The 16,992-nt window shown below is 62.1% G+C and carries 20 protein-coding genes; 13 read left to right on the forward strand and 7 right to left on the reverse strand.

Annotated elements, in window-relative coordinates; genetic code table 11:
• Positions 1-67: 67 nt before the first annotated feature.
• The gene (tenA, locus tag PO860_RS21610; RefSeq protein WP_183605322.1) at positions 68-766 is read right to left on the reverse strand and encodes a thiaminase II; all 699 of its coding nucleotides are present in this window, start codon (positions 764-766) and stop codon (positions 68-70) included.
• Here tenA and PO860_RS21615 point away from each other — a divergent pair.
• The 3 genes from PO860_RS21615 to PO860_RS21625 are packed head-to-tail and all read left to right on the forward strand — an operon-like array spanning position 690 to position 2,013.
• On the forward strand, positions 690-854 hold the full coding sequence (locus tag PO860_RS21615) for a hypothetical protein (protein WP_275038359.1): 165 nt from the start codon (positions 690-692) through the stop codon (positions 852-854). The genes tenA and PO860_RS21615 overlap by 77 nt on opposite strands.
• 50 nt (positions 855-904) lie before the next feature.
• Positions 905-1,471, forward strand: coding sequence for a helix-turn-helix domain-containing protein (locus PO860_RS21620; RefSeq protein WP_272782736.1), 567 nt, complete (start codon positions 905-907; stop codon positions 1,469-1,471).
• A 23-nt stretch (positions 1,472-1,494) separates the two neighbouring features.
• The gene (locus PO860_RS21625) at positions 1,495-2,013 is read left to right on the forward strand and encodes a GNAT family N-acetyltransferase (RefSeq protein ID WP_272782737.1); all 519 of its coding nucleotides are present in this window, start codon (positions 1,495-1,497) and stop codon (positions 2,011-2,013) included.
• Positions 2,014-2,028: 15 nt separating this feature from the next.
• Here the strand turns inward: PO860_RS21625 and PO860_RS21630 are convergent, their stop codons facing one another.
• Positions 2,029-2,640: an HAD family hydrolase gene (locus PO860_RS21630; RefSeq protein ID WP_273883728.1), complete on the reverse strand. Its 612-nt coding sequence runs from the start codon at positions 2,638-2,640 to the stop codon at positions 2,029-2,031.
• A gap of 133 nt (positions 2,641-2,773) precedes the next feature.
• Here PO860_RS21630 and PO860_RS21635 point away from each other — a divergent pair, with 133 nt between their 5' ends.
• The 3 genes from PO860_RS21635 (at position 2,774) to PO860_RS21645 (ending at position 5,404) form a co-directional block, all read left to right on the forward strand.
• Positions 2,774-3,799: a histone deacetylase family protein gene (locus PO860_RS21635; protein ID WP_273883727.1), complete on the forward strand. Its 1,026-nt coding sequence runs from the start codon at positions 2,774-2,776 to the stop codon at positions 3,797-3,799.
• 9 nt (positions 3,800-3,808) lie between these two features.
• Positions 3,809-4,360 carry a recombination regulator RecX gene (gene recX, locus PO860_RS21640; RefSeq protein ID WP_273883726.1) on the forward strand — a complete coding sequence of 184 codons (552 nt, stop codon included), beginning with the start codon at positions 3,809-3,811 and terminating at the stop codon, positions 4,358-4,360.
• A gap of 135 nt (positions 4,361-4,495) precedes the next feature.
• Positions 4,496-5,404: an EamA family transporter gene (locus PO860_RS21645; protein WP_273883725.1), complete on the forward strand. Its 909-nt coding sequence runs from the start codon at positions 4,496-4,498 to the stop codon at positions 5,402-5,404.
• Between the two features lie 4 nt (positions 5,405-5,408).
• On the opposite strand, the gene PO860_RS21650 is transcribed toward PO860_RS21645, so the two are convergent.
• Positions 5,409-5,876, reverse strand: coding sequence for a group III truncated hemoglobin (locus PO860_RS21650; RefSeq protein ID WP_183605329.1), 468 nt, complete (start codon positions 5,874-5,876; stop codon positions 5,409-5,411).
• Positions 5,877-6,101: 225 nt separating this feature from the next.
• Between PO860_RS21650 and mbfA the strand changes: the two genes are divergently transcribed.
• Entirely contained in the window at positions 6,102-7,085 is a 984-nt protein-coding gene (gene mbfA, locus PO860_RS21655) for an iron exporter MbfA (RefSeq protein ID WP_183605330.1), read from the forward strand.
• 415 nt (positions 7,086-7,500) lie between these two features.
• On the opposite strand, the gene PO860_RS21660 is transcribed toward mbfA, so the two are convergent.
• Both PO860_RS21660 and PO860_RS21665 read right to left on the reverse strand, forming a co-directional pair.
• The gene (locus tag PO860_RS21660) at positions 7,501-8,100 is read right to left on the reverse strand and encodes a transglutaminase-like cysteine peptidase (RefSeq protein WP_097617117.1); all 600 of its coding nucleotides are present in this window, start codon (positions 8,098-8,100) and stop codon (positions 7,501-7,503) included.
• A 154-nt stretch (positions 8,101-8,254) separates the two neighbouring features.
• On the reverse strand, positions 8,255-9,079 hold the full coding sequence (locus PO860_RS21665; protein ID WP_272782740.1) for an alpha/beta hydrolase: 825 nt from the start codon (positions 9,077-9,079) through the stop codon (positions 8,255-8,257).
• Between the two features lie 178 nt (positions 9,080-9,257).
• Between PO860_RS21665 and infC the strand changes: the two genes are divergently transcribed.
• The 5 genes from infC (at position 9,258) to pheT (ending at position 14,436) form a co-directional block, all read left to right on the forward strand.
• The gene (gene infC / locus PO860_RS21670; RefSeq protein WP_012559640.1) at positions 9,258-9,794 is read left to right on the forward strand and encodes a translation initiation factor IF-3; all 537 of its coding nucleotides are present in this window, start codon (positions 9,258-9,260) and stop codon (positions 9,792-9,794) included.
• A 323-nt stretch (positions 9,795-10,117) separates the two neighbouring features.
• Positions 10,118-10,321, forward strand: a complete 204-nt coding sequence (rpmI, locus tag PO860_RS21675) for a 50S ribosomal protein L35 (protein WP_003570998.1) — start codon at positions 10,118-10,120, stop codon at positions 10,319-10,321.
• Between the two features lie 38 nt (positions 10,322-10,359).
• Positions 10,360-10,764: a 50S ribosomal protein L20 gene (gene rplT, locus PO860_RS21680; protein WP_010067047.1), complete on the forward strand. Its 405-nt coding sequence runs from the start codon at positions 10,360-10,362 to the stop codon at positions 10,762-10,764.
• A 149-nt stretch (positions 10,765-10,913) separates the two neighbouring features.
• The gene (gene pheS / locus PO860_RS21685; protein WP_183605332.1) at positions 10,914-11,996 is read left to right on the forward strand and encodes a phenylalanine--tRNA ligase subunit alpha; all 1,083 of its coding nucleotides are present in this window, start codon (positions 10,914-10,916) and stop codon (positions 11,994-11,996) included.
• A 16-nt stretch (positions 11,997-12,012) separates the two neighbouring features.
• Positions 12,013-14,436 carry a phenylalanine--tRNA ligase subunit beta gene (gene pheT / locus PO860_RS21690; protein WP_272782744.1) on the forward strand — a complete coding sequence of 808 codons (2,424 nt, stop codon included), beginning with the start codon at positions 12,013-12,015 and terminating at the stop codon, positions 14,434-14,436.
• Positions 14,437-14,492: 56 nt separating this feature from the next.
• On the opposite strand, the gene PO860_RS21695 is transcribed toward pheT, so the two are convergent.
• Both PO860_RS21695 and PO860_RS21700 read right to left on the reverse strand, forming a co-directional pair.
• A complete protein-coding gene (locus PO860_RS21695; RefSeq protein ID WP_183605334.1) occupies positions 14,493-14,852 on the reverse strand; it encodes a nuclear transport factor 2 family protein in 360 nt (119 codons plus the stop codon).
• A gap of 92 nt (positions 14,853-14,944) precedes the next feature.
• Positions 14,945-15,940 carry an aldo/keto reductase gene (locus PO860_RS21700; protein ID WP_183605335.1) on the reverse strand — a complete coding sequence of 332 codons (996 nt, stop codon included), beginning with the start codon at positions 15,938-15,940 and terminating at the stop codon, positions 14,945-14,947.
• Between the two features lie 121 nt (positions 15,941-16,061).
• On the opposite strand from PO860_RS21700, the gene PO860_RS21705 reads away from it, so the two are divergent.
• Entirely contained in the window at positions 16,062-16,970 is a 909-nt protein-coding gene (locus PO860_RS21705) for a LysR family transcriptional regulator (protein WP_183605336.1), read from the forward strand.
• Positions 16,971-16,992: the final 22 nt, after the last annotated feature.

Genomic DNA, 16,992 nt, shown 5'->3' on the forward strand with positions numbered 1-16,992 from the left:
GCCGCCCCCTGCCGCAAAGCGGTAATTATCCCGCCGTTTACGCTATTTGCAGCTTATCGGACGCGTGTCAGACCGGCCACGTCTCCAGCCGCCAGGCTGAATCCCAGAACATCCATTCATATTGCGAGGCGCGGACGAAGACATCGGTCATTTGAGCACGCTCCACTGGTGATGCGAAGCGGGCGGCGATGTCGGTCAGCGCGATTACTTCGCGGGCACCGGCGGCAAATTGCGGATCGCCATAAGTGTTGATCCAGGCCTGGAACGCATTGCCGTCGATAACAGGCCGGTTCTTGATCGCTTCGCCGACGTGCCAGTAGATCCAGAAGCAGGGGAGGATGGCGGATAGCGCCACCGCGTAGGAGCTATGATAGGCGGTGGCGAGCAGGAAGTTGGTATAGGCAAAGCCGGCAGGCGAGGGCTCGGCCGCGTTGACATCCGCCGAGGTGATGCCGAACTGGGTAAGGAAGCCGGCATGCAGGCCCTGCTCGACGGTGATTGCCTTCTGCGCCGAACCGAGGAAGCGCAGTACTTGCGCATTGTCGGGCGCCTTGGCCGCGACGATGGCGAGGCATCGCGCATAATGCTTCAGGTAGAGCGCGTCCTGCAGGATATAGTGCCGGAAAACCTCGGGCGGCAGCGTGCCGTCCGAAAGGCGCTGCAGCAGCGGCAAAGCCTCGATTTCAGCCATGATGGGAGCGATCCTGTCCCAGGCGGCAGCCGTGAAGCTTCCCGTCTGTTCCGTGCTCGGCGTGCTGGCATCCATCATTGTCTCCCATCTTCGATTTGCGCTGTCATATATCGACGCCACGGCGGCGAAAGCAAGGCTGGTCGGCCAACTCGAAGGTGGTTGATTCCATCATCGGATAATGTATTTCTCTTATAGTGGAATCAAGGATGACGGATGGAACAGCAGCTCGAACAGGCGATCGGCATTCGCATTCGCACGCTGCGGCTGGAAAAGAGCCTGACGCTGGATGATCTTGCCGTGGCCTCCGGCGTCAGCCGGGCGATGATCTCGCGCATCGAGCGGGCGGAGGCGAGCCCGACCGCTGCGCTGCTGGCAAGGATCTGCGCCGCACTCGGCCTGTCGCTGTCGGCCTTCTTTGCGGAAGAGGGGCAGGCCTCGCCGCTCGCCCGCCGGCACGAGCAACAGGTCTGGCGCGATCCCGAGACCGGTTATCTCAGACGGTCTGTTTCACCGCCGGGCGCGGCTTCCGATGTCGATATCGTCGACGTTGAATTCCCGGCCGGCGCCCGCGTCAGCTTCCCCCCGCATGCCGCCTCCCATGGCATGACGCAGCATATCTGGCTGTTCGACGGCGAACTGGAGATGACGGCGGGCGAGACCGTCTACCGGCTGCGCCCAGGCGATTGCCTCTTCATGCCGGTCGGCGAGGGCCATGTCTTCCACAATCCCGGCAACGCGCCGGCGCGCTATTGCGTCGTGCTCGATCGCGGCGGCCGATAACAGCTTCATTTCAGGAGAACAGCATGCCCGACGTTCGTACCCTTTCCGCCGAGGAGGCCCGCGCCGCCATCCCGGCCCTTTCGCAAGTGCTTGTCGATTGCGTCGCGGGCGGCGCCTCCGTCGGCTTCATGCAGCCCTATGGGCCTGAAGATGCCGAGCCCTATTGGCGCGATGTCGCCGATGCCGTCGCTGCGGGCGGCAATCTGCTGCTGGTCGCCGAACTCGACGGCAGGATCGTCGGCACGGTGCAAGTGGGTGCCGCGCAGATGCCGAATCAGCCGCATCGCGGCGATCTGAAGAAGCTGCTGGTGCACCGCTCCGCCCGCGGCAAGGGGCTCGCCCGGCTGCTGATGGATGCCGCTGAGCGTGAGGCGGCAAGCCGCGGCAAGACCCTGCTCGTGCTCGACACCGCAACCGGCAGCGATGCCGAGGCGATCTATCCGCGCCTGGGCTGGCAGCGCGTGGGCGTCATTCCGGATTATGCGCTGTGGCCGGAAGGCGGGTTCTGCGCCACCACCCTGTTCTACAAGCGGCTTACCTGATTGCGCCGGCCCCGCTCATGCCGGCCTGGCGAAGACCGGAAGCGCGCCGCCAAGCGTCGTGTCCGCCGTCCATTGCGCCGCATTCCAGCCGAATTGCCGCGCCGCTTCGACGTTCACTGCCATATCGTCGATGAAGGCGATCTCGCCGGGCAGCACGCCGGCCCGCTCGGTCGCCAGCCGGAAGAAATCTGGGGAAGGCTTGCTGTGTCCGAGTGCTGCGGAATAGATGATGTCCTCGAAATGCGCGCTAAGGCCGATCTGGTCCATCAGGTAGCGCGCCCGCCTATGCTCCTGGTTGGTCGCCAGCAAGAGAGTGATGCCGCTTTGCCTGAGAGCAGCGAGCTCTTCGAGCAGATTGCGGTCGAGACGGGAATCGTTTTCGAACCAGTAGTCGATCAGTGTTTCGGCGCTGAGGTGGGGCGCGATCTTTGCGAGAACGCCGGCGAGCCTCGGCTCCAACGCCTCGCGGCCGATGATGATATCGCGCCAGTGGGTCTGAAAGAATTCCTGCTGCAGCAGGTCGACACGCAGGCCGAGATCGCGCTCCAGATAGGTGAAGTGAGGCAGGCCATCCACCGGACGACCATGAATGAGCACGCCGTCGACATCGACCATCAGCACTTTCATGCGGAAAATTTCCTCGTTCTCAAAACACCGGCGAAGGTGGCGACATCCGCCTGGACGTTCAAGACGTGGCGCCACTTTTTTGTCGCGGCCGAGCCGTGTAAATCTCCATTGTCAATCAAGGGCAGGATCTGAAATGCGCGTCATCTATTCCGAGGATCACAAGCTGCGCGATGCGAGGACCGAGCTGCACGCCGGCCAGCTGGTGACGCCCTTCGAGGCGCCGTTTCGCGCCGAATGGATCCTGGCGGCGGTCAAGGAGGCGGGCCTTACCGACGTGGTGGCGCCCGATGCGCACGGGCTGGAGACCGCCCTTAAGGTGCATGATCCCGCCTATCTGGATTTCCTTGCCACCGTCTGGGAACGCTGGGTGGCGGCCGGTTTCACCGGCGAGGCGATCGCCAATTCCTTCGCCGTTCGCCGCACCAGCCAGCGTGTACCCGACAATATCGTCGGCGCGATCGGCCATTACGCCAATGCCGCCGACACCTCGATCACCAAGGGCTCCTACGAGGCGGCGATCGCTTCCATGCGCTGCGCGATCACAGGCGCCGACTGGCTGAATGCCGGCAATCGCTTCGCCTTCGCGCTCTGCCGCCCGCCCGGCCACCATGCCGGCATCGATCTCTTCGGCGGCTATTGTTTCATCAACAATTCAGGCGTCGCCGCGCAGCGGCTGCTCGACCATGGTGCGAGGAAAGTCGCGGTGCTGGATGTCGATTTCCACCACGGCAACGGCACGCAGGATCTCTTCTATCACAGAGGCGATGTTTTCACCGCATCGCTGCATGGCGATCCGATGCATGCCTTTCCCTATTTCCTCGGCCATACCGACGAGGAAGGCGAGGGGGAGGGCGAAGGTAGCAACCGCAACTATCCGATGCCGCCCCATACCCCCTGGGAGGTCTGGTCTTCGGCCCTTGCCGATGCGCTCACCCGCATCAAGGCCTTCGGCGCCGAGGCGATCGTCGTGGCACTCGGCGTCGATACCTTCGAGCGCGATCCGATCTCCTTCTTCAGCCTCACCTCCGACGATTTCACCCGCATGGGCGCGATGATATCAGCCGCCGGCCTGCCGGTGCTCGCCTGCATGGAAGGCGGCTACGGTGTTCCGGAGATCGGGCTCAATGTCGCCAATGTCCTCGAGGGTCTGGAAGCCTGATTACTGCCGATGACCGACGAGATCGTTCCATCCGATATCCCGACATCCCGCATGCTGAGCTGGGCGCGCAACTCCGCCATCTATCGGCTCGAGCGGCGGATGATGACGGAAAAGCAGCTCTTTGACGCGATTACCCGCAAGGCGAAGGAGAAATTCGCCGACATCAGCGCGGCACAGCTCAAGGCCGTTGCCGATTTCGCCGTCAAATTTGCCTATGACAACAAGGTGCTCGACGATAGCGCCTATGCCGAGATCAGCACGCGCTCTGCCGTGCGCGGCGGCAAATCGAAGCGCGCGATTGCCCGGAAGCTGACTGCCAAGGGCGTCTCCAGCGACAAGGTCGAGGCTGCGCTCGGAGAGGCTGACGATCTCTATTCCGCAGCGATATTCGCCCGCAAGCGCGCCTTCGGTCCCTTCCGCCGCGTCGAGCTCGACGACAAGCGGAAGGCCAAGGAGCTTTCGGCTTTTGCCCGCAACGGCTTCAGCTTCGACATCGGCAGGAAGGTCTTCGAGATGAGCTTCGAAGATGCCGAAGAGGTCATCCTTGCCGGCCGGCTCTGAGGCGTGAACTCGATCCCCTGCCGCCGGCCGATCCCTGGCATTTCCCAGCATCAGCGCTCTTGATCCCGGCATGAAAAGTTTGAATTTGGTTCTCCGCCCTCTTCGGCTTAGAACCGCGCCAGGATCGGGGGGCACATGGACAGCAAGACTATCGAGACCGGGACGGATGGTGCAGCCGTGATCGCGCAGCCAGGTATGGCGTCGTCTTCGGGCGGCGTGGCGGCCGGCGCGCTGATGTGCCTCATGTCCATGTCGTCGATCCAGTTCGGCGCGGCATTGTCCTCCTCGGCCATCGCCACATATGGACCGGCCGGCGCCTCCTGGCTGCGGCTTGCCTTTGCGGCCACCATTCTCGCCATCTTCGTGCGGCCGCGCATCGTCAGCTACACCAGGGCGCAATGGACGAGCGCTCTGGTCCTCGGCACGACGACGGCGCTGATGACCATGAGTTTCTTCGCGGCGATCGAGCGCATTCCGCTCGGTCTCGCCGTGGCGATCGATTTTCTCGGTCCGCTGTCCGTGGCGACCATCGGCTACGGCCTCGGCCGGCGTCTGATCTGGCCCTTGCTTGCCGGGCTTGGCGTTCTGGCTCTTGCGCATGACGGCGAAGGCTGGGTCGGCAATATCGAGGGTATTGTCTTTGCGCTCGGCGCGGGAACCGGTTGGGCGATCTATATCGTCCTGACGAAAAAGATCGGTGCGAGCTTCAAGGGGCTGGAAGGGCTTTCCATGTCGCTGATGGTTGCCGCACTGGTCGCGACACCCTTCGGCTTTGCCGGTGCCGTGCCGGCGCTCGATGCCTACGGCCTGATTGAAATGGCGGGCCTTGCCATTCTGGTGCCGCTGCTGCCCTACACCCTGGAGCTGATCGCCTTGCGGCGGATGCCGACAACCTCCTTCGGTATTCTCATGAGCCTCGAGCCGGCGATCGCCGCACTCGCGGGTTTCGTCATCCTGGCCCAGCCGATGACGCTTCTGCAGATGGCCGGAACGGCCTTGGTCGTCGCCGCAAGCGCCGGCGCCACATTTTCTGCAAGGCAATAAAAGATCAGCTCGTCTTTTTCGTCGGATCGTCGAGCGCCGGATTGTAGAACAGCGACAGCGTCAGGCTCCTGGCGATCCGTTCCGCCGTCGCCATGAACCAGGCCTTGGCCTCCGGCGAGGGAGCGACATCGTCGAGCGTTGCGGCAAACAGCGACAGCCATTTGGGAAAGAGATCGGGCGTCAGCTTCTGCACACCGGTATGCGCCTGCACCGGCTTGCCGCCATAGGCGCCGCTGCGGAAGGCCACCGCCGACCAGAAGCTTTTCATCTTCGCCATATGCTCCGGCCAGCGGCCGGAAAGCCTGGCGTCGAACACCGGGCCGAGATCGGGATGCGCCAGCACACGGGCGTAAAAGGTCTCGACCAGCCTGTCGATGAAGGCCGCGTCGACACCCATTTCCCGCATTTCGGCCTCCGCCCTTTCGCGGATCGCCGCGACATGGGCAGGGCGGCCCTGAATGTCATTGTCCATTCCAAAACCCCGGCGCCGCGTGATGCGGCAGCCCTCATATAGGTGTTTATCGCCACCAGCCAAAGTCGTCCGTGCCGCTTGCGGCAATCTGTCAGCAGCCTACAGCGCCGCGCGTCTTTTCGAGAAGCGCAAAGGACGCTGTAGCACTTTGAGTCGCCCCCACGCCCTTGACCGCCAACGCCTGCTTCTTTAGATTTAGAATAATTCTAAAATTTGGAGAAGATCATGCTGGCGCGGTTTTTCAGATCCTCGAAACGATCGTTTGAGTCGCTGTCCGAGCAGGAGATCCTCGCTTTGGCGATCGCCTCCGAGGAGGACGATGCCCGCATCTATCTCGCCTATGCCGACAGGCTGCGCCGCGAATTTCCGGCCTCTGCCAAAGTCTTTGAGGATATGGCCGAGGTCGAGGACACGCATCGCAAGTCGCTGTTCGAAATTCATCGCCAGCGTTTCGGTGAGCGCATTCCGCTGATCCGGCGCGAGCATGTGCAAGGCTTTTATGAGCGCAAGCCCGACTGGCTCAGGGCAAACCTGTCGCTGGATGCGATGCGGCAGGAGACCGAGGCGATGGAGGAGCAGGCATACCGTTTCTATGTCGAGGCGGCAAAACGCACTTCGGATGCCTCGACGCGCGAACTTCTCGGCGATCTCGCGCTTGCCGAACAGGGGCATGAGGATATCGCCCGCATGCTGGGCGACAAACATACGCCTGAGGATGTCAAGCGCGACGAGAACGAGGCGGTGCATCGGCAATTCGTGCTGACCTATGTGCAGCCGGGTCTGGCCGGGCTGATGGACGGCTCCGTCTCTACGCTGGCGCCGATTTTTGCCGCCGCCTTCGCCACGCAGGATACCTGGCAGACCTTCCTCGTCGGCCTGTCGGCCTCCGTCGGCGCCGGCATCTCGATGGGTTTCACCGAAGCCGCCCATGACGACGGCAAGATTTCCGGCCGGGGTTCGCCAGTCAAGCGCGGCCTTGCCTGCGGCATCATGACGGCGCTCGGAGGGCTCGGCCACGCGCTGCCCTATCTGATCCCGCATTTCTGGACGGCAACGATCACCGCCGCCGTCATCGTCTTCTTCGAACTCTGGGCCATCGCCTTCATCCAGAACCGCTACATGGAAACTCCGTTCCTGCGCGCCGCCTTCCAGGTGGTGTTGGGCGGCGGTTTGGTGCTCGGCGCCGGGATATTGATTGGGAATGGGTGAGGAGCGGTCGGCGAAGCCGAGCAATCGATCCAGCGAATCGATTGCAGCGACGAACGCCCTGAGCCCAAAGCGAAGGGCCGGGAAACGGCGCGGCACACCGAAGCCTCATCTCAGACCCACACACTACGATCAGCCCTCATCCTGAGGCACCCGGCAAAGGTCCTCGAAGGACGAGGGCGGCTGGCCGAATGCCGCAGAGGTTTCTGCACTTGCCGAGGCCGGTGGTTAGCCCCGTCCTTCGACGCCCCTTCGGGGCACCTCAGGATGAGATGGGTGTGCCGGCATTCTTGCCCTTCGCCTGCGCTCAGTGCATTCGCTCCCCTCGTCGCTTGAAGGGAGGAGAGGTGACGCCAACTCCCAAAAAGCAAAAGGCCGGCAAATCGCCGGCCTTTTCCCACATTCCCCGTCGTAATCCTTACCGCAGCGCGCCGACCAGAACGTCGCGGCCGTTCTCGATGGTGACCCAGCGGCCGGAATTGTAGCTCGACTGGCGCTTGACGAAGGAGTAGGGCGTTCCAAACCACGGCTTGACCTCGGAGGCGAGGTTGTCGAGCACGAAATCGCCCTCGGCGGTGCGCAGCGTCAGCACGGCATGGCCTTCGCCATCCGGCTTGCGCACGACGGTCATCAGCAGATCGGCGGCCGAAAAGCCGCGCTGGATCAGCATGCGGCGTTTCAACAGCGCGAAATCCTCGCAGTCGCCGGCGGTGGTCGGATAGGCCCAGACCTCGTCCTTGCCGTAGATTTCCTTGTCGGTCATCGGCGTGATCGTGCGGTTGACCGTGGCATTGACCGCACGCACCATCGACCACTTTGCGGCGGTCATGACGACCGGGCCGGAATTGCGGTTTGCACCGCACTCACTGCGGTGGATCTGGCAGAAATCATAGTGGCCGATCGGCTGTGAGGTGGCATTGCCTGTCACCATGGAAGCATTTCTGCTGGGGGCCGGTATGGCGGCCGTCGCCATCGCAAACATGGCCATCATGGCCACAAAAATACCCTTGATCCGCACGCCCGCTCTTTCCTCGCATCGCCCCTTATTTATTAACAAAGTGTTAATGGAGAGGGTCGAGAAGAGTCAATCGTTACTTCTTGGTAGGACCTTGCAACTCGCCGACATGGTTAAAATGCAACAAGCCTGTGGACGTATTCTGGGTCGGTACTCTTCAAGCGGGCATGGTTATGTCTGTCGATGAACGGACGATGCCTTTGACGGCGCTGATAAGAAGCGCGATATCGCCGGGGCGGGAAAGACGGTGGTCGCCGTCGCGGATGAAGGTCAGCACCACGTCGTCGGCGGGAAGATGTTCGACGAGTTTCATCGCATGCGCATGCGGCACGTCGGCATCTTTCATGCCCTGGAGAATATGCACCGGGCAGCCCGTTTCGATGATGCCGTCGAGCACCCGGTTTCGCCGGCCATCCTCGATCAGCGCCCTGGTATAGATGTTCGGTTCAGGGCTATATTGCGAGCGCTCTTCGAAATAGCCGCGCTCGGCAAGCGATTTGCGCTCCTTGGCCTTGAGGTTCGGCTCGATCAGCTCGGAGGTAAAATCCGGTGCCGGTGCGATGAGTACCATCCCTGCGAGCTTCGGGCCGCCCTGCCGCGCAAGTTCCTGCGCCAGCCTGAGCGCAATCCAGCCGCCCATCGACGAGCCGACGAGGATCACCCGGTCGGGCGCGACATGGCGGATGGCGGCCAGCGACTCCTCCAGCCAGCGCGAGATCGTGCCGTCGCCGAAGCTGCCGCCGGAAAGCCCGTGGCCGGAATAGTCGAGGCGGATGCAGGCGAGCCCAAGTTCCGCCGCCAGCCCATCGAGTTCCACTGCCTTGGTGCCGCTCATGTCGGAGCGATAGCCGGATAACCAGACGAGCGCCGGTGCATCGTTGCCGGCCTGCGCCGGGCGGACGATGATGGCGATCTCGCGCGCCGCCTCGCCTTCGCCGACCGTCAGGAACTGCGGCTGGGCATTGGGCATCTGATCGGGCATCGGCGAAACTCCTGTTGTTTTGGCCTATAAAACAGATTCTTGGCAGGCTGACAGCGGGTGATTTTTCCGCTAAAGGATGATATTGACTCCGTTGCAGCGATGACGCGACACGTTTGTGCACCCTGATTGGGAGCGCGAGGCTGCAACGTTCCGAAAACAACGCGAGGAGAATACGACCATTCGCAGACCTTTTAAAACCGACGCGCCCGTGAAGGACGGACCGCGCTCGAACCGTGAAATCCGCATTCCCAAAGTTCAGCTGATCGGGGCTGACGGCGAGAATATGGGCGTCGTGCCTACCGACCAGGCCTTGAGAATGGCGGAAGAAGCCGGCCTCGATCTCGTCGAAATTTCCCCCAATGTCGAACCGCCTGTGTGCAAGATCCTCGATCTGGGCAAGCTGAAATATGCCAACCAGAAGAAGGCCGCCGAAGCGCGCAAGAAGCAGAAGATCGTCGAAGTCAAAGAAATCAAGATGCGCCCGAACATCGACACCCATGATTATGAGGTGAAGATGAAGGCGATGGGTCGCTTCTTCGACGAAGGCGACAAGGTCAAGGTGACGCTGAAGTTCCGCGGCCGTGAAATGGCTCACCAGGAACTCGGCATGAAGCTTCTGCAGCAGGTCAAGGCCGATACGACCGAGTTCGCCAAGGTCGAAGCCGAACCAAAGCTCGAAGGCCGCCAGATGATGATGGTGCTGGCGCCGAAATAAGCGCCAGGCAGTTTTTCGCCCCAAGGCCGTCCGCAAGGGCGGCTTTTGTGCTTTGGGCGCATGTGTTTCCGACCCTTGTGCTTCGAGGGCGAAGATTCCTCCGCGGCCCCGTTGCACTTTCAGGACGCTGCGGTTATAAGCGCGCGTCCGAACTGACCGGCAGGGCATGCCGTGGCAGTTTCGAATGCTTGCGGAACGGTTCGTCGCCGATGCCGCAGATCAACAACAAACGCTCCCGCACCTTGTTGCGACGGCCGGAGAACCGGACTTCGCGAGAGGGCTTTTTTGATAAAGCGCGCAGGGAGGACAGAAGGAGTAGCAAAATGCCCAAGATGAAGACGAAGTCCTCTGCCAAGAAGCGGTTCAAGATCACCGCGACCGGCAAGGTCAAGGCTGCCGCTGCCGGCAAGCGCCATGGCATGATCAAGCGTACCAACAAGTTCATTCGCGATGCACGTGGCACCATGGTTCTCGCAGAACCGGATGGCCGCAAGGTTATCAAGAATTACCTGCCGAACGGTCTCTGAGACTCGTCCGCGAACGCTAGATTTAAGGAGATCATGATATGGCACGTGTAAAAAGGGGCGTCGCTGCCCATGCCAAGCACAAGAAGGTTCTAAAGGCCGCCAAGGGCTTTTACGGCCGCCGCAAGAACACCATCCGTACCGCCAAGGCTGCCGTCGATCGTTCGAAGCAGTACGCCTACCGCGACCGCAAGGTCAACAAGCGCAACTTCCGTGCGCTTTGGATCCAGCGCATCAACGCCGCTGTCCGCGAATTCGGCCTGACCTACGGCCGCTTCATCGACGGCCTGAACAAGGCCGGCATCGAAGTCGACCGCAAGGTCCTCTCCGACATGGCGATCCACGAGCCGGAAGCATTCGGCGCGCTGGTCAACGCTGCCAAGAAGGCTCTTGAATACCTCAAGGAAGCCGGCACGGCGAACGAGTTTGAAGGCGCGGTCAAGTAACCAGCGCTTCCCAAGCTTTGAATTTATGATTTTGGGAAACCCGCGCTGGTTTGGGCTAGCGCGGGTTTTTCTTTCTTTATATTCCTGGCGCCGGCCGGCGCCGCCTGCCTCCCGATCGCCCGCCTGATACTGGACGGAAAGAAGTGACAATGTCAGATATCGACCAGCTCAACGCATCGCTGCTCGCCGAAATCGCCGCCGCCAATGACGAGACGGCGCTCGAAGCCGTGCGCGTTTCCGCCCTCGGCAAGAAGGGCTCGATCTCCGAACTCCTGAAGACGCTCGGCGCCATGACGCCGGAAGAACGCCAGACCAAGGGCGCGGCGATCAACGTTCTGAAGAACGCGGTGACCGAGGCTCTCGCCACCCGCAAGACGACGCTCAAGCAAGCGGCGATCAATGCCCGGCTGAAAGCCGAGACGGTTGATGTCAGCCTGCCGGTGCGCTCTTCGCCGGCCGAACGCGGTCGTATCCATCCGATCAGCCAGATCGTCGACGAAATCACCGCGATCTTCGCCGACATGGGCTTCTCGATCGCCGAAGGTCCCGACATCGAGACCGATTATTACAATTTCACCGCGCTGAACTTCCCGGAAGGCCATCCGGCCCGCGAGATGCACGACACCTTCTTCTTCAACCCGGATGAGAATGGCGAGCGCAAGGTGTTGCGCACCCATACCTCGCCGGTGCAGGTGCGCACCATGGAGGCGCAGAAACCGCCGATTCGCATCATCATTCCCGGCAAGACCTACCGCCAGGACAGCGATGCCACGCATTCGCCGATGTTTCATCAGGTCGAGGGCCTGGTCATCGACAAGAAGGCCAATGTCGCCAACATCCGCTGGGTGCTGGAGGAATTCTGCAAGACCTTCTTCGAGGTCGACAGCGTGACGATGCGTTTCCGCCCGTCCTTCTTCCCCTTCACCGAGCCATCCTTCGAGGTCGATATCCAATGCGACCGCTCCGGCCCGATCGTCAAGTTCGGCGAAGGAACCGATTGGATGGAGATCCTCGGCTGCGGCATGGTTCACCCGAACGTGCTGCGTTATGGCGGCCTGGATCCGGACGAATATCAGGGTTTTGCCTGGGGCATGGGCCTCGACCGCATCGCCATGCTGAAATACGGCATGCCCGACCTGCGCGACTTCTTCAACGCCGACGTCCGTTGGATGACGCATTACGGCTTCCGCCCGCTCGACATGCCGACGCTGTTCGGCGGTTTGAGCGCTTGAACGGAGAATTGAGACGATGAAATTCACGCTCTCCTGGCTGAAAGAGCATCTGGAAACGGATGCCGGCCTCGATGAAATTTGCACGCGCCTCACCGAAATCGGGCTGGAGGTCGAGGATGTCGACGACAAGGCGGCGTTCCAGCCCTTCGTCATCGCCAGAATTGTCTCGGCGGAAAAACATCCGCAGGCCGATCGCCTGAAGGTGCTGATGGTCGATACCGGCTCGGGCGCGCCGGTCCAGGTCGTCTGCGGCGCCCCGAATGCGCGTGCCGGTCTCCTCGGCGCCTTCGCCGCGCCCGGAACCTATGTTCCCGGCATCGGTGTGACGCTTGCCGTCGGCAATATCCGCGGCGTCGAAAGCCATGGCATGATGTGCTCCGAAAAGGAGCTTGAGATTTCCGACAGTCACGATGGCATCATCGACCTGCCCGAGGATGCGCCTGTCGGAAAGAGTTATGCTGCGTATGCTCATCTCGATGATCCGGTCATCGAGATCAACCTGACCCCGAACCGTCCGGACTGCACCTCGATCCACGGCATCGCTCGCGATCTCGCCGCCTCCGGCCTCGGCACGCTGAAGACGCGGCCCGCGCCGTCTTTCGCGGTCGAAGGCGAGACTCCGGTGAAGCTGGCGCTCGATCTCGACGATCAAAAACTCTGCCCGGGCTTTGCGCTGCGCCTCGTACGCGGCGTCAGGAACGGCCCCAGCCCGCGCTGGATGCAGCAGCGGCTGATCGCCATCGGCCTACGCCCGATCAACGCGCTTGTCGATGTCACCAATTACATGACCTTCGATCAGGGCCGGCCGATCCACGTCTTCGATGCCGCCAAGATCAAGGGCAATCTGACGGTGCGCCGCGCCGCCGAAGGCGAGACCGTGCTGGCGCTCGACCAGCGCGAATACAAGCTCTCGCCGAACAACGTCGTCATCGCCGATGAAGACGGCATCGAATCGATCGGCGGCATCATGGGCGGCGAACATTCCGGCTGCGACGAGAACACCGTCGACGTGCTGATCGAATCGGCCCTCTGGGATCCGATGAACATCGCCAAGTCAGGCCGCAGCCTCGGCATTATCACCGATGCCCGCTACCGCTTCGAACGCGGCGTCGATCCGGAATATATGCTGCCCGGTCTCGAACGCACGACGGAACTGGTGCTGGAACTCTGCGGCGGCAAGGCCGCCAAGGCCGAGATCGTCGGTTACCAAGGTTACGAACCGAAGATCGTCGATTTCCCCTATTCCGAGGTCAAGCGCCTGACCGGCCTCGACATCTCGAATGAGGAAAGCAACACGATTCTGACGCGTCTCGGCTTCACGGTTTCCGGTTCCGGCGAGCGTGTTTCCGTCGCTGTTCCCTCCTGGCGTCCCGATGTCGATGGCAAGGCCGATCTCGTCGAAGAGGTCATGCGCATTCACGGCGTCGACAATATCAAGCCGGCACCGCTCGAAAGGCATGCTGATGTCAACGGCAAGATCCTGACGACGCTGCAAATCCGCACCCGCCTTGCCAAGCGGGCGCTGGCCGCCCGCGGCATGCTCGAAGCCGTCACCTGGTCCTTCATTCCGGAAGACCAGGCAAAGCTGTTTGGCGGCGGCTCGCCGGCCCTCAAGCTTGCCAACCCGATCGCCGCCGAAATGTCGGATATGCGCCCCTCGCTTCTGCCGGGCCTGCTGACCGCAGCCCAGCGCAATGCCGACAAGGGCTATGCCGACGTCGCCCTCTTCGAGGTCTCAGGCACTTATGAGAACGACAGGCCTGAGGGTCAGCGCCGCGTGGCCGGCGGCATTCGCCGCGGCACGGCCTCGCTTGCCGGCGCCGGTCGCGCCTGGTCGAACGCCGCCAAGGGCGGCGGCAAGCCGGTCGACGTCTTCGACGCCAAGGCCGATGCGCTCACCGTCATCGAAGCCTGCGGTCTGCCGATGGGCAATATCCAGATCGAGCAGGGCGGACCGGAATGGTATCATCCCGGCCGCTCCGGCACGATCAAGATGGGGCCGAAGGTTGTGCTCGGCTATTTCGGCGAATTCCATCCGCTGACGCTGGAGGCGCTCGACGTCTCCGGCGCGCTCTGCGGCTTCGAGGTCTATGTCGACGCCATGCCGGACGCCAAGCGCAAGGCAACGCGCACCAAACCGGCGCTCGAGCTGTCGCCCTTCCAGATGGTGCGGCGCGACTTCGCCTTCGTCGTCGACAAGACGGTCGAAGCCGGCGCCATCGTCAAGGCGGCCACCGGCGCCGACCGCAAGCTGGTGACCGGCGTCAACGTCTTCGACATTTTCGAGGGCGCATCGGTCGGCGAGGGCAAGAAGTCGGTGGCGATCGAGGTTCAGATCCAGCCGGTCGAGCGCACGCTGACGGACGAGGATTTTGAGGCGCTGACGCAGAAGATCGTCGCCAGCGTTGCGAAATTCACCGGCGGCGTTCTCAGAAGCTGAACTCTCCCTGCCTTCCCGCGAAAACAATGGACCGGTCGCGAAAGCGGCCGGTCTTTTCACAGATGCAGATGGTAGAGTTTGCTGACGATCGTCCAGCGGCCGTCGATCTTCAGCAGCGAGAGATAGTCGGTAAAGCGCATGCCGGCGAAATCGTCGGTGACCTTGACGCTTGCCGCATCGCCTTCGACATCGACGTTCTGGATGTCCATGTAGGGCTGCGTGCCGGGCGGCGCCGGCTCTTCCGCCAGGATCGCCGTGATGAATTCGTCGCGCGTCAGCCATTCGACGGCATTTTCGTAATGGCCGATGATCGAGCTTTTTGGATGAAAGGCCTTTTTCAAGGCCGCCTCATTGCCGAAGGCCATGCCTTCGACATAGAGATGAACCGTCTGTTCGACTGCCTGCCTGTCTGACATGTTTTCATCCCGTTCTCCGAGATGGCGTTAGATAGTTTCGCCGGATGCGAAGGCAAGCCCGGCCGGTTGCATCGGGCCGGGCTTTTCCTGTCTCAGAGGTTCGTCATGGCAAGCGAGGCATCCGAGTAACGTTTGCCGGCAACCTGCCCGGCCGGAATGATTTCTTCAAGCCTTCCGAGTTCCGCCGGGCTCAGCGCGATATCGGCAGCAGCGGCGTTCTGTTCGAGATGGTGAAGCTTGCGGGCGCCGGGGATCGGCACGATGTCGTCGCCTTGGCTCAATACCCAGGCCAGCGCCAGCTGCGCGGCCGTCACGCCTTTCTCGGCGGCAAGCCGCTCGAGTGTCGCGACGAGGGCGGCATTGGCATCGAAATTTTCCGCCTGAAACCGCGGCACCTGCCGGCGGAAGTCGTCGGCGCCGAGATCCTCCGCTTTGCGGATCGCGCCGGTCAGGAAGCCGCGGCCGAGCGGGCTGTAGGGCACGAAGCCGATGCCGAGTTCGCGGCAGGTGGCAAGCACCTCCTCTTCGGGGTCGCGGGTCCAGAGTGAATATTCGCTCTGCAGGGCCGCGATCGGATGGACCGCGTGTGCGCGGCGAATGGTGGCGCTGCCGGCTTCCGACAGCCCGAGCGTGCGGACTTTGCCTTCCCTGACCAGTTCCGCCATGACGCCGACCGTTTCTTCGATCGGCACATTGGGATCGACCCGGTGCTGGTAGAAGAGGTCGATGGTCTCGATGCCGAGCCGTTTCAGCGAGGCCTCGGCGACCGCACGCACATGTTCGGGACGGCTGTCGACGCCGGCGATGGCGGCAATACCCGGCTTGCTGGCATCGATCTTGAAGCCGAATTTGGTGGCGATCACGACGCGGTCGCGGAACGGCTTCAGCGCTTTGCCGAGAAGAACCTCGTTGGTAAAGGGGCCATAGACTTCGGCAGTGTCGAAAAAGGTGACGCCGAGATCGATGGCGCGATGCAGCGTCCGGATCGATTCCGCATCGTCGCTGGCGCCATAGGCAAAGCTCATCCCCATGCAGCCGAGGCCGACGGCAGAGACGGTCAGATCGTTTCCGAGTTTCCGGGTTTTCATGATGTGCTCCTTTTCTGAGCCACCGCTTGAGGGATCGTTGCGGTGTGGATAGACCATATCGCCGCTGCATCAGTCAGAAAATACATGCGGTTTCTAACAGGCTGTTCTATAAATTCGATCAATGAACAGAACTCAGCTTTCGCAACTTGCCGTTCTCGCCGCCGTCTCGGAGCATCGCAGCTTCCGCGCCGCCGCCAAGGAACTCCTCGTCGCGCCCTCGGCCATCAGCCATGCGATCTCGAGCCTGGAGGAAAGCCTGGGTGTCAGGCTTCTGGCGCGGACCACCCGCAGTGTCGCGCCGACGGAAGAGGGCCGACTGCTTCTCGAAAGACTGCGTCCGGCGCTGGAGGAGATCGATATTGCCCTGGAGGCGGTCCGCGATACCCGCAGTAAGCCCGCCGGCAATCTGCGCGTCACTGCGCCGCGCTTTGCCTCCGACCTGCTGCTTGCCCCGCGCCTCGGCGACTTTCTCAACCTTTATCCCGATATCACTTTGGAGATCGCCAATGAGGACGGCTTCACCGATATCGTCAGGGAAGGTTTTGACGCCGGCATAAGGCTGGAGGAGAGTCTGGAGGCCGATATGATCGCGGTCAGGTTCTCGCCTAATCTGACGACGGTGATCGCCGCGTCGCCCGAATATTTCGAGTGCTATCCGAAACCGGAACACCCCCGCGATCTCGTCCATCACCGTTGCATCAAGCGGCGCTTCACCAATGGCTCGATCTATCGCTGGGAATTCGAAAAGGACGGGCAGGAACTCGTTGTAGCGGTCGACGGGCCGCTGATCGTCAGCGAAGACAGGCTGGCTCTGTTGGCGGCGCTGAACGGCGCCGGGCTTGCCTATCTCTTCGATATGCGGGTCTATGCCGAACTGGCGGCCGGTAGGCTGGTGCGGGTGCTGGAAGATTGGTGCGCGCCCTATTCCGGGCCGTTTCTCTATTATCCCACCCGGCGGCAGATGCGGCCGGCGCTGCGCGCCTTCATTGATTTCTTCCGATATGTCGAGACGGATACGGGCGGCCGCTAGGACTGAAGCCGCCGCCCGTTCT

This window comes from Rhizobium binxianense, assembly GCF_028994275.1.
In the GTDB taxonomy this organism is placed as follows: Bacteria; Pseudomonadota; Alphaproteobacteria; order Rhizobiales; family Rhizobiaceae; genus Rhizobium; species Rhizobium binxianense.